General features: G+C 35.7%; 11 protein-coding genes. 8 read left to right on the plus strand and 3 right to left on the minus strand.

Translation table 11 applies throughout. The features are described 5' to 3' along the window. The first annotated feature begins 6 nt into the window (after positions 1–6). The 5 genes from ND2E_RS07085 to ND2E_RS07065 are packed head-to-tail and all read left to right on the plus strand — an operon-like array spanning position 7 to position 7,498. The gene (locus ND2E_RS07085; RefSeq protein WP_033094630.1) at positions 7–2,136 is read left to right on the plus strand and encodes a hypothetical protein; all 2,130 of its coding nucleotides are present in this window, start codon (positions 7–9) and stop codon (positions 2,134–2,136) included. After that, a complete protein-coding gene (locus ND2E_RS07080; RefSeq protein WP_033094631.1) occupies positions 2,129–3,088 on the plus strand; it encodes an AAA family ATPase in 960 nt (319 codons plus the stop codon). The genes ND2E_RS07085 and ND2E_RS07080 overlap by 8 nt, the downstream gene beginning before the upstream one ends. After that, positions 3,088–3,867: a hypothetical protein gene (locus tag ND2E_RS07075; protein ID WP_033094632.1), complete on the plus strand. Its 780-nt coding sequence runs from the start codon at positions 3,088–3,090 to the stop codon at positions 3,865–3,867. The genes ND2E_RS07080 and ND2E_RS07075 overlap by 1 nt, the downstream gene beginning before the upstream one ends. Next, entirely contained in the window at positions 3,867–6,023 is a 2,157-nt protein-coding gene (locus tag ND2E_RS07070) for an AAA family ATPase (protein ID WP_033094633.1), read from the plus strand. The genes ND2E_RS07075 and ND2E_RS07070 overlap by 1 nt, the downstream gene beginning before the upstream one ends. Then, positions 6,017–7,498, plus strand: coding sequence for a site-specific integrase (locus ND2E_RS07065; protein ID WP_033094634.1), 1,482 nt, complete (start codon positions 6,017–6,019; stop codon positions 7,496–7,498). The genes ND2E_RS07070 and ND2E_RS07065 overlap by 7 nt, the downstream gene beginning before the upstream one ends. Before the next feature lie 240 nt (positions 7,499–7,738). Here the strand turns inward: ND2E_RS07065 and ND2E_RS07060 are convergent, their stop codons facing one another. From ND2E_RS07060 to ND2E_RS07055, 3 genes are all read right to left on the minus strand, one after another. Next, complete coding sequence (locus ND2E_RS07060; RefSeq protein ID WP_033094635.1) at positions 7,739–8,362, minus strand: VRR-NUC domain-containing protein; 624 nt, start codon at positions 8,360–8,362, stop codon at positions 7,739–7,741. 114 nt (positions 8,363–8,476) lie between these two features. Further along, on the minus strand, positions 8,477–9,304 hold the full coding sequence (locus ND2E_RS22450; RefSeq protein WP_395858442.1) for an HNH endonuclease signature motif containing protein: 828 nt from the start codon (positions 9,302–9,304) through the stop codon (positions 8,477–8,479). Between the two features lie 322 nt (positions 9,305–9,626). Then, positions 9,627–9,854, minus strand: coding sequence for a helix-turn-helix domain-containing protein (locus ND2E_RS07055; RefSeq protein ID WP_033094636.1), 228 nt, complete (start codon positions 9,852–9,854; stop codon positions 9,627–9,629). Positions 9,855–9,989: 135 nt separating this feature from the next. Between ND2E_RS07055 and ND2E_RS07050 the strand changes: the two genes are divergently transcribed. Genes ND2E_RS07050 through ND2E_RS0121670 form a run of 3 tightly spaced genes read left to right on the plus strand, consistent with a single transcriptional unit; the run spans position 9,990 to position 12,425 of the window. Further along, positions 9,990–10,499 carry a hypothetical protein gene (locus ND2E_RS07050; protein WP_033094637.1) on the plus strand — a complete coding sequence of 170 codons (510 nt, stop codon included), beginning with the start codon at positions 9,990–9,992 and terminating at the stop codon, positions 10,497–10,499. A 19-nt stretch (positions 10,500–10,518) separates the two neighbouring features. Beyond that, positions 10,519–11,964, plus strand: a complete 1,446-nt coding sequence (locus tag ND2E_RS07045) for a DEAD/DEAH box helicase (protein WP_033094638.1) — start codon at positions 10,519–10,521, stop codon at positions 11,962–11,964. 41 nt (positions 11,965–12,005) lie between these two features. Next, complete coding sequence (locus ND2E_RS0121670; protein WP_052056710.1) at positions 12,006–12,425, plus strand: DUF6957 family protein; 420 nt, start codon at positions 12,006–12,008, stop codon at positions 12,423–12,425. Positions 12,426–12,452 lie beyond the last annotated feature (27 nt).

The raw sequence follows: 12,452 nt of genomic DNA on the forward strand, positions 1-12,452 counted from the left end.
AGATAGATGGAGCTTTTAGACCATAGCTTATTAGATCAACATACCGTAGAAAGTTTCTATTCAAAGTTTCCAAAAGAAGAGAGAACAGATATTGGAATCAAACAATGGAAGCTACTTTTTAGGCTTGAGACAGCATTTAATAAAAAACCTATGACAGAGTTTTTAGGTAACGTAGGTTTTTTAGATGACAAATGGCCTATATCTGAAACTTACACCATAGACTGGAAAGCAGATCAGTTTTTAGCCAGTAAAAATAGTTACCCATTAATTTTACTATTAAAAATAACTATTTATCATCACGTTCAAACGCTAAAACAAAACCCAAGTATTTTTCATAGCAACATGTCCATGTTTATGGAAGTGTTCGGAAAACAATTCGCACGAGAGGGAATCTTGACCGCTAGTATTAATGAGCCATTTGTTCCAGCACTAGTTATAACTGAAGAGAAGCTGGCTCATTATATCAGTAATGCTATAACCGATGGCTGTGTATTTTCTTCAAATCTACTTAGTTTTTTGAGAAAAGTTATCACTACTCCACAGTCACAATTTGATGAAGCTAGTTTTCTTAATATTGAGTGTGAACTCCCTTGGCGCAATCACAAACGTAAAAATGGACTAAAAAGCGAAGATGTTTATTTAAACAGCCTACTCGATGAAAAAAAACAACGTAAAAAAGCAAAATCATATATGGCTTTCTCCGAAGAGGTTTGTGAAAAAACATTAGATTTCGTAATTCCATTAGTAACTGAACATTCACAGACTCTTAAGAAAATTTTTGATATAGCAGACAACAAAAATAGTCAACAACCCAAAAATCAAAAAATATTCACAGCAGAAGCGCGCGATAAAATATTGATACATAGTGAATTATTAGAAAGCATAAAGCCTATAAAGTTACACGGGGGATATAACTTCCCGTTTGCATATATAAATGAACTTTATGAGATTGTTCAAGGTGCCGCACTCTGGATAATTTTTCTTACAACAGCATTAAGAAATGAAGATGTTAGAAAAAACCTCCTGCGCAAATGCTATGAGTCTGACGATGAATCTGATTTAGTTTATTACATAGTCACTGATATTTCTAAAACAGATCAAAAGGACTACTTGGTGCCAGTCCCAGAGATTACAGTTAAAGCTATCGATTTTCTTAACTCTATCAATTACGCCCCAGAGAACATAACTCACCTTGTAGTTAGGAGAACACTCAACCGTGGTGGAAGTCCTGCAAAAACTTGGCATTACACCAATGGAGACCAAGTAAACACTCTCCTACGTAAAGTCGCAGGTATTGTTGGTGTGGATGTGCTGGATGGTTTAGAAGAAAGTGATAATCCAGAAGGTATGGCGCATCGCTGTCGCGCAACGATGGCGGGATGGATAGGCACAAATTCTCCACTGGCAGTAATGATTATACGGAGGCTTTTCGGCCATACAAACGGCATAATGCCTGAGCAATACCTTCAAGGAAATAAAGCAGTTCAAGAAACCCGTGATGAAATTCAGCAAAAGACCTATCATGATTTGTCTAACTCCATAGCTGATGCCGTTGTCAATAATAATGTAGGTGGGAGCATGAAGCGGAATATCCAAGATGGTAAGGAACATATCAAACAACGAATCATCGAGGAAGCAGAGGTTAATAATGAGTCTTTAACACAAGGAGAGATTCGCCTGCGATTAAGAGATCGAATCGCTCATATTCTATTTCATCGCCTTAAGAATGGTGAAATACTTGGACTTCAAACACCATTAGCTTTTGTCTGCATGCGTAACCCAGCATCAGCGAATGATGCCCCTTGCGCCATAGATTCAAATAAAAGAACGCTACTTCAGAAGAATATAAGCAAGTCATTTGCAAAAGGACTTCAAATGTCAGGCCTTCCAGAGCTAGATAATTGTAAAGGGCCTTTATGTAAACATGCTTTGTTGTTCAATAGTCCGATTACCAAATTACTATTAGAACAATTTAACTATTACGCTGCTTACCTCAAAGGGATAAAGCAAACAGATATTAATTTAGATGAAGAAGCAGAAAGGTTTATTAACTTGTACTCAGCTCCTTTAGCAGATGTTTATCCCGAAATAATGGAGAAAATATCTACAGAGCAATCGGAGATCCAGCATGACTAATATAAAGTTTACTGATGATACTGAAAGGCTCAAAGCACTCGAACTTGTATTTATAGAACAATCAGCCCAGGCAATGGTTTTAAAAAAGATTCGTGGTATTAGCACAATGAAAAAGATTTGCGAAATCGCTGGGGTTGATACAACTTACGTCTACTGTCACAAAAATCCTAGTGCTGAAGATAAAATTAAATATGAGGATTTTCAGCGTAGAGTAAACTTATTTGCCAAGACATTTAAAGATTATAAATCACAAATATCAGATGCAGAAGAGGATTACGAAACACAGTTGGAGATAGCTACAGAACAAATGTTCATGCTCCAAGTCGAAAAAAGTGAACTGATGAATAAATTACATCAAAGAAATAACAAAATAAATGATTTAAGTGCCGAATTAACTCACCATCAACTAATACAAAGTAGCGATAAAATGTTATCGCCAACAGAGCAACTCAATGACAATACGATCAATGTTATTTCTCCAGATAAAACTTTAATGCATAACGACCAATATGAGTTTTACGATAGTGAACTTCGTGAAAATGCATGGACGGAGGCCAAGGAGGAATTTCAACAACTAATGCGTCGTAAAATACCTCAACGAGTTTATATATGCATAGGATTACCTTGTTCAGGTAAATCAGACTGGGTAGAAAATAAAAAAGGGATTGCAAAGGATCGTCACGCAGTAATCATAGATGCGACAAACTTAACAGCTGGTGAAAGAGCACAGTGGATCACACTGGCTCGTAAGGCTATTGATGTAAAAATCTGTGCGGTACGTTTAGTTACTGACTTTTCGACAATAAAAGAACGCAACTCTAGCTCAAAACGTTTAACGCAAAATAAGTTCATCGAATTTGAGGTGTTAGAAAAAAAGCGCAAACAACTAAAAGAAGTAGAAATAATTTTTGAGGATTTTGATGAGATGCTTGTTATTAGAGAAAACTCATAATGACTGTACACATTAATATAGATGAGCTTTTGAGAAAATATGAGTTGGGTGTAATCAGCAAAAAAGATTTGGGCACATTACGACGCCATAAATTGATAAGTGTACTCGATGACATAATTAAATCTTCACCAATTCAGGCGATTAAATGGTTAGACAAAAAACGATCAAAAATAAGTACAGCGAAACTTGCCGAGTCCGTTGGCTTTGATACTCAAACAGACACAATTCGCCAATCTTTTAAAGCTCTTGTCTCACAATACGAAGATGAACTTCGAAAAAATGGCATTATTACAACTGATAAAAAAACGAATATTGAAGTTGGTGAGGGTAATGTCAAAGCATTCTCAACATTTCTCAATAACCGTTTAAAAGATAATAGTTATTACTGGCCTAAAAATAATAAAGGAGGTATTTACCGCCGGATAATTTGGGCTTACTTCATTGACGTATCACCAGAACTGGTTAAAAGTGCTCCGTCATTCTTCACGCGTAATATTGCTATCAAAACTCAATTGGAAGAAATTGACTTAATGATAGTTAATGATCAAATAAAAACACTAGATTACTCATCAGCCTCCGCCCTTGATGAAATGTCTGACACCATGTTATCTCGTGCATTATCTAATATCCGTTTAGAGTTGAAAAACACAAAAACTGAGTTGTTTTTACTACGTGAACAAAACGCTGATTTTGAACAACAACTAAAAGAATATGAATCCAAAGAAAAAGCTCTAATAGCGAAAGGAATTAATGCATTTAAAGCAGGAAGTTCTCACTAATGAAAAAGTTATCCTCACTTGCTAAAACAAAGGGCACAGTCACTAAAATATTGCTTGAATCACATATGCATCAGATTATTAGCATCAAAACAAAATCAAAATCAATACGAGCTGTGATAACTAATCCATATCAATATGTTGAATGCAATGACCATATAAGCATTTCCGGAGTAATCGAGTATCACAAAAAGTACGGAGAACAGCTAATAACCATTGATGTAGATATTTCACCTGTTACTAATGACATGCTGGTAGACTTCTTATCTGTCGGTATAGGGGTTGGTAAAACACTAGCCAAACGCCTTATAACGACTTTCCCTAATGACCTTATAATTCGGCTTGAATCCAACGACATTTCGTCCCTCACAAAAATCAATAGGATTTCTCCTTCACTTGCCACAATCATCTGTAACAACTTTAATCGAGTAGGAGGGAAGCTGAAATTATTAAAGTGGTTAGATACTATATTGCCTTTTACAAGTGCTAATGAAAAGAATCGACTTAAATCAATCGCTAAAATGGCATACAGCCATTACGGAGAATCAACAGTCAACAAATTAATTGAAGACCCTTACCGTATATGGTCTTTTTCATCATTTAACGATGCAGAGTTACTGGCTTCGCATTTAAAAATATCTAAGTCCGACAAGCGACGCCTTATTTGTGCTGTTGAAGAGGTTATGTTTAATGCTTTGAAGCGTGGAAATACACAAGTTTTACCTTTAGAGTTTCAAGACGAATTAGCATGCTTGGTTGGTAATGAATTAGTCATTTCTGCAATTTTTGAATCAATACATAGTGCTAGTGAAAAACACCCCCGATTTGTAGTTACCGAACCAAAACATCCCATAAATATAGATGAACGTAGTCGTTTGTACAACAAACGGTTTGCTCTCCCCTCCGCAGTCAAAATGGAAAATTATGTCAAATACCAGTTACTTGAGCGAATCCAATCAAATATCCTCCAAATAAATATTTCGAGTACAGAGCTAGATGGTTATGTACTAACCAATAATCACCGCCTGAGTAAGCAACAAAAAGAAGCTGTAAGAATGGTCTTGGCTAATGCTGTTAGCGCTATCAGTGGAGGCGCAGGCACTGGTAAAACATCAGTATTACAATGCATAACTGATTTTGTTAAACAATCTGGTAATCATACCCTTCAAGTAGCTTTGTCTGGGAAAGCTGCACAACGTATCTCTCAACAGACAAGAAAGGCAGCAACCACTATCGAGTCGTTACTAGTTAAAATCAATAAAGATAAAAACTACTTGAATCAGTTCCCTGTGCCATTACTTCTAATTGATGAAGCATCAATGGTCGATTTACAATCTATGACTCGACTCTTAAAGGCTTTCGAAGGACGCCCTGCCCGCCTAATATTCGTTGGAGACTGGGCACAACTACCACCCGTAGGAGTCGGCCTCATTTATCATAGAGTAATGCAATCAAGCATTTTAAAAAAAATAGTGCTTACAGAAAACTTTCGTTCAAGCCCTTTTATTACAGATGTAGCCGAGAGTGTAAAAAGAGGAGAGTTTTTTGAGGAAAATGAACAAGTTAAAATCATACAGTGTATCAGTAGTAAGGAACTTGTATCTACAGCACATCGCCAGTATGAACTTCACCTTCAATCAGGCTCATTACATATTATTACTGCAAAAAAACTTACAGTCACTGCTATTAATGTTGCCTTGCATAACACATTGACGGCATATCGAAAGGTAATCAAGAGCGCTCCACAATTCAAGGTTGGTGACAAGGTAATATACAAGCGAAACCAATTGGAAACCCTAGGCATAGCAAATGGCTCAACAGGTGTAGTTACTGGTGGTGATGAGCAACAGATCTTAGTCAATTTCGACAGAGAAGGAGATATTCAGATTCCTGTTGATTATATATCTGATACCAATACTGGAGAGTATTTATTACAACTTTCCTATGCGATGACATGTCATTCAGCACAAGGTTCGGAGTTTGATACGGTGATAATTGTGATTGAAGATATTACTCTGGTTGAACGTAGTTGGCTTTATACCGCTATTACTAGAGCAAAAAGGAAGGTGATTTTAATAACGGCATATGGTGCGATAGCTAATGCATTAAATCGTGGATTTAGGTTTGAAAATATTAACGTTGGATTCGAATTATGCTAAATGTTATTCAATTAAATAATAATGATACTAATAGAGCCGCTTATAGCGAGGATCAGAAAAGATATAACGCCATAAAAGCAAGGTCTATTAAAGAGCAGACAGGAATAGTTAAAAAAGTAACTTCTACTAAGGCAAAATTACCTATGCTTGTTTGCGACTTTGGCTTTTTACATGAACATGCTAACAACTTTTTACTTACACGATACAACAATCCCGATTTTTTTAACGTGCTAGTAAAAAAGAATGCAGGTAGGAAAGCTTTTAAATCAATAACCTTAATAACCATGAATAATATGGCTGATCATATGAGAAATTGGCTAAATATTTGTGCTCATCAAGGCTGTAGTTATTTAGATGTAAATATGGATTTTTTTAATACCGTACTAAAAATAATGCGAGATTCTGATGATGATGACTTTGTAGCTGAATCATCAATTGCTGTATATTTAGAAACTTGGCGATTATTCTACGAGTACCTCGACTTGATGAATATCAACCATAACATTGAATTCCCCGCTAAGATCCGCCAAGAGAGAGAAAGAAGTAAGGAAGAGGATAACTCCGATATTTTAAACCATACAAGGCGCAATAATAAATCAACAATTTTGATTGACCCTTTGCTAGATAATAAGCGTATGAAAAAGATCACTAATTATACTAGTCAGGTTCTTACTGAATATCAGTTGCAGCAACTAATTATTGAATTAAATAAAATTGACCGTGTTTATGCTGTTATGGCTCACGTCCAGTTAGATACGCTAATGAGAATTAACGAGGTGGTACATCACTTCCCATACAAAGGAAATAGTAGAAACCCAAATTGGATGAACGGGGCACAAATGATGTTATCAGTAAAAACATCACAACCCTTGAGCTTTATCGGAAAAGGCCAAGTAGACCGTGAGATTGATGTTGATATCAGAACAATGAAATTAATTGAGAATAAATATATAACAGCTAAATCAAAAGGCTCTGATATTACAATATATGACCAACGTAAGAATTTATTCCTCACTAAATATCTGACATCTAAAAATGGTAAAGAATCTAAGTATTCATCTACTAGCGATGTTCTTTGGTTAAGCGCTTCAGGTAGACCAATTTCAAAAGCAATGTATAGAAAAGCATTTTCTAAGGCTGCTAAAGCTCTAAGAAATCGGGGAATTATTGATTGCAGAATTTATCTAAGACCACACGGTATGCGCCATACAGGTGCTACACTCAGGTTAATAAAATACAGTAAAGAAACTGGAGTAAAGATTTGTACGGGAAATATTGATCCTATTCACATTTTTCTTCAAGACTTACTCGGTCACGCGAGTCAAAAAACAACAAAGCTATATATATCAACAATAACAAAACTAAAAATTGGTAATCTTGCCAAGAAAACCATTTTGAAGCATGAGGATTTATGGGCAGATGATATAAAAAATAACCCAATGCTTGCAAAAGGCGTTGACGCTATTAAATCATAGTTTTAGTTATTTACTTATAAGTAACTATATTTAGTAGTGTGCTTATACCAGAAGTTAACTAAAGCTGACAGGCAAAAACAAGCTACATTTTGGACTAAATTATGAAGCTAAAGACGTTCATAAAACAAACCGTTCTTTGCTAATAACAAACCTTCGGCAACGGCCACAATTATAGGGAAATAAATATGGGACAAAAAAGCTACGTAGGAACTAACAGCCAACTGAATTTTGTCCTTGCTATTATTTACCTGAGACTTTAAGTACACTAAATACACAAGGGAGAATTGAGTCCATCTCAGGAATGGTTTTCATCTGGCTTTTCTTGAGTTTATCTGTCGTTTTGACCTCAACAAATCTTATTTCATTATCCTTAATAATAGTTAAATCGGGCCAACCTTTACGAAAGTCATAAGGGTCTTCTGAGATTTTTTTAGCTACGTTAATAAAATCATTTGTATCTAGCGCATCAAATAGAGCAACCGCAAGATTAACAGATAGATCAGGATATTTACTCCTAATATATGGGGTATTGATAATTTCTTGAAAATTCGTAATAAATTCAACTTTACTTGTTTGCCTAATAGAACTGATAAGAGAGCTTGTATGCTCATTAAGCATTGTCAATTGAGCCTCAAGGTAACGACTACATGCATCACTTCTATCATTGAAGATATTTAATTCAGCTAATTTATCTAGCATTAATGCTTTAATTACATTTAAAATCAACCCCCCTTCATAGCAATAACCAACATACCCCTGTTTCTCAAAGAATTCGAGGGCTGCTTTTTCAGGTATACCTGAATAACTTAAAACTACTTCCTCATACAATAGCGATAACTTTTCACATTGTTTTATAAGTGACATAAATTTAGGCTCCATCGATGAGAACTAACACACCGTTTAGAGGGAAAGATTGTTGGCTAAAATTAGCGTCCAAAGAACAAAAGCCAACTGTTTTTTTTCTTTTAAACTTGATTACTAAAATTTCATTGGCGTGTATGCATTCAAATCAACCTCTTTATAGTTTGTTCTCAAAAAATTAGTAAGGTCAGTATATGACTGTGTGAAACTTATAGATAAATTTTCTAATTTCAACTTTAAGCTAGCAATACTTTCATACGGGAGATACTTTGTGTCCAAGTTGAGTAGATTATTATCATCTGACGAAGTAAAGTTAGCTTGCTCTCGTCCATCAATTACAGAAACACCTGTAATTACCCCCCATAACTCATAATACTGCGAAATAAAGTTATAAAATTTATTTTGGAGCATTGAATCATTTAATGGGTAGAGGTGTGGAATATCTATTTGAGATGTCTCTAAAATATCACTAACCTTGCTAAAATCTATATTTATAACGTTGGGCAGTAGATAAATAAAACTTAAAAGCTGCGTAAATGGCACAAAATTCATAAAGTAACTTAAGAATTCACAGTCATTCTTAAACTCTTGAGGTAAACGCACAAAAGTTGATGATACTTTATTTTCATGTTCTTCCTTTATCGATAAGAGCCGATCTACAGTGTAATATTCAGTATTTTTATCTACTGCGGTATGATCGTTTGCACAAAGCAGAATCAGATTTTGATACGTATTTAGGTTTTCTAAATTAGTATCTCCTCTAGGCCCTTGGTTGCTTTTAGCGATGATGTGTGCCATTTCCCCTATATGCACTTTATTTTCAAACACATCTACTTCACATATGTTACAGCGGCCTGCCGAGAGGCCATATAATTTTTTATTTCGGGGTTTGTAATGCTCATACCTGAACCTTAATTTAATATTGCGTAATTTGTGCTTTTTCAGCTAACAAACAGCTCATATTTTTTATTGCTTTATTAATAACAAAATATGTAACGTATTACTACCAATACATTTTCCCAAGGAAAACCAACTTATTTTAAGATATAAATCCATAATCAGCTCATTTTCTTGAATACAGAGAAAACAGGTTTCTGGAACCATATATCTATGTATTTCCAGTTATATTAAATCCCGTTAAAGAGCCTGAGCAGACTATAGCTTTACTAAAAATCAATATAGATTGAATCAATAAGCACTGGGGTCAGAACCCCTAAGTGGGAATAATTTTTAGGTAGCTTAAGCTACCTTCCTTTCAATGCCATTTTTAATCATTTGAAAGATCAATTTCTGGCATTAAATCAGCAGGTTGGCATTTAAGTGCCTTTGCTATTTTAAAAAGCTTATCAAGGGAGATATTCACTTCACCTCTATCGATACGCCCAATATAGCTTCTATCGATATCTGTCAGCTTTGATAATGCATCCTGAGAAATGTTTTTTTCTCCCCTAAGAACCCTTAGTTTTTCTGCAAATTTTTGTATTAGGTCGCTCATTGGATAAACCTCAGATCCAAATGAGCAACTATTTCATATTGCGGATTATAATATCACGGTTTATAATCCCTCGGATTATAAACACACACGATCATCAATTGTCCACTTGGTTGGTTGTTTAATATGGAGTTTTGTATGAAATTAAATAACCTTGTTGCGCAAATTGTTGTTGCACCCAATTTTGATCACTTTTCTACTGTGGAAGTTAGGTCTGCTTATTTGGCTTTGAATGAAGACAAGTCAATTGATCCAAACGATGCCCGTAGGTTCGTTTATACTGAGCTTTTAAAACTGGTTAATAAGGGATGGTTGAAGAAGTCTGTATCAAAGAAAAAAGAGATCACTTCGTTTATTAAAACTGAGATGTTTGAGCCTGACGCTATCGATGTAAATCCAAACGTTGATATGGCGAACAATGAAAAAGCGCTTTTTGAAGCTACAGACTGTTTAAATGAAACGTTGGTTAACAGATTAAACAATTATAAAAATGAGCTAATCACAGGGCTTGGTGAGGCTGAAGAATACAAACGACTTTGCGAACAGTTCCCTAAACTCAAGTCTACATTACAACCACGATACAATGAAGTGCGAGAACACAACAGCAAGCTCCTCGGTAGCATTAAAGCCGTTGAAAACCTCATATAAAACAAGCAGTAGGTATTAAATGAAATTAAGAGATTGGCAAGCTGAATGCATCGATTTAGCTTTAGATAAATATACTAGTGGAAAAGACCACTTTTTAGCATTAGCTACGCCTGGGGCAGGTAAAACCATTATGGCTTCGGCTCTTGCAAATGAATTAATGAACCGAGATCTTGTGGATATTGTTATATGCTTTTCCCCGTCATCAGTCGTCTGTGTTGATTTTAGCCAAGAATTAGAAAGCGTAATAGGTGAGAAGTTTGACGGTTTGTTAGGTTCAAAAGGACAATCACTGACTTACCAAACTTTGCTTCACCTAGATGCTGATTTCTGGGCGCTTTTTCATAAATACCGTGTATTCGTCATATTTGATGAAATTCACCATTGCTGTGGTTCAAAAGTTGAAAATGCTAATTCCTGGGGAGAGCAAATACTTCTACATATTAAAAACAAAGCTGAGTTCACTCTTGCCATGACAGGCACACCTTGGCGCTCAGATACCGCTCCTATCGTTCTTTCTGATTACTTGAATCCTAACAACAAAATTCAGTGCGATTACGTTTACGGGCTTTCTGAGGCTATTAGAGATGATGTTTGTCGCACCCCTCAGATTATAGCAATTGATAATGACGATATTTCTCTTACTTGCGACAAAGAAAGTAAATCGTTTAACTGCTTTAAAGATTTGTTATCTCAGTCGGCGTTCCCTTATCTGGAAATAATTCAAAATGAGCAGTTGTTGTTGCATGTCATTCAACAAGCTAACGACAAACTAGATAAAATTCGACTTAGTAGCCCATCCGCAGGTGGACTAATTGTTGCGGCATCAGTTGAGCATGCGACTCAAATTTTAGACCTGTTAGCTAAGCGCTTTAATGAAGCCGCTACCATCATTACATATCGAGAAGACGAACCAACAAAACTAATTCATCAGTACAAACAATCTAGCTCTAAATGGGTTGTATCTGTTGGGATGATTAGCGAAGGAACAAATATTCCTCGTCTACAGGTGACCTGTCACCTTACTAGAATAAAAACCGAAATGCATTTCAGGCAAATACTGGGGCGTAATTTAAGAGCAACCGATGCTATAAATCAGGAGGCTTTCTTGTTCATGCCTGCTGAACCAAAGCTCGTTGAGTACGCATATCGAGTAGCTCAGGATATCCCTCTTGAAGCCAATGTTGTTAAGTTTGAAAAAATGAGTGCCAACTTTAAGGCCAAACAAAATAATGAGAACTCCGATTTAGATGATGCTGATAATAAAGCGGTTGATGAAACATCGGATAAGACAGTTGATACTAAAATAAAAACAGTCGATTTTGGCGAGTTTGAAAATAGTGCAGACATGAAGAGTTCAACTTCAAATAAAAAGAATGCTCTAACAGATAGCTACGAAAGCATGATGAATATATTTGGCAGGTTCAAGCAAGAAACCCTTGAACTTGGGTTAACAGCCATAGAGTAGTCGCATAGCTATTTACAATCCAATTTTAAAAAGAGGTATTTATGAAAACAACACCAACTGCACATCTCAATAATTTAGTGTCAGCATTTAATCATGAGGGAGATCTTTTTGATGCTGGTTGTGATGAATGCGATATTGATTTATACAAAAGTAAGAGCCGTAAGTTATTTCCTTACAAGTCAATTTGCGTGGTTAAGAGCTGGATGTGGTGGGATTTTGAAGTTACCGAGGAACAAAGTAGTTTATTAAAACAGAATGGACAACATGCGTCTCTGATAAAGGCAGATAATGTTATTGATGATGAAACGGGACGCTTTCGCTCTGGTGACTGGGTAAGAAGCTCTCCACTCGTCAGCTTCACCGAAAACTGTATCTTTGAAACCCAGAACACTGTGTACTTGTTAGTAGGTAAAGGCTCAAGGAAAACAGTATCGCTAGATACTGCAATAGCTTTTGTTTAGGCTAAATCACGTGAGATTTGATTTAAA

The organism is Colwellia psychrerythraea, assembly GCF_000764225.1.
In the GTDB taxonomy this organism is placed as follows: domain Bacteria; phylum Pseudomonadota; class Gammaproteobacteria; order Enterobacterales; family Alteromonadaceae; genus Colwellia; species Colwellia psychrerythraea_D.

Coding starts and splice junctions, on each gene's coding strand:
- ND2E_RS07085 (WP_033094630.1), top strand. CDS start 7: ATGGAGCTTTTAGACCATAGCTTATTAGATCAACATACCGTAGAAAGT.
- ND2E_RS07080 (WP_033094631.1), top strand. CDS start 2,129: ATGACTAATATAAAGTTTACTGATGATACTGAAAGGCTCAAAGCACTC.
- ND2E_RS07075 (WP_033094632.1), top strand. CDS start 3,088: ATGACTGTACACATTAATATAGATGAGCTTTTGAGAAAATATGAGTTG.
- ND2E_RS07070 (WP_033094633.1), top strand. CDS start 3,867: ATGAAAAAGTTATCCTCACTTGCTAAAACAAAGGGCACAGTCACTAAA.
- ND2E_RS07065 (WP_033094634.1), top strand. CDS start 6,017: ATGCTAAATGTTATTCAATTAAATAATAATGATACTAATAGAGCCGCT.
- ND2E_RS07060 (WP_033094635.1), bottom strand. CDS start 8,362: ATGTCACTTATAAAACAATGTGAAAAGTTATCGCTATTGTATGAGGAA.
- ND2E_RS07055 (WP_033094636.1), bottom strand. CDS start 9,854: ATGAGCGACCTAATACAAAAATTTGCAGAAAAACTAAGGGTTCTTAGG.
- ND2E_RS07050 (WP_033094637.1), top strand. CDS start 9,990: ATGAAATTAAATAACCTTGTTGCGCAAATTGTTGTTGCACCCAATTTT.
- ND2E_RS07045 (WP_033094638.1), top strand. CDS start 10,519: ATGAAATTAAGAGATTGGCAAGCTGAATGCATCGATTTAGCTTTAGAT.
- ND2E_RS0121670 (WP_052056710.1), top strand. CDS start 12,006: ATGAAAACAACACCAACTGCACATCTCAATAATTTAGTGTCAGCATTT.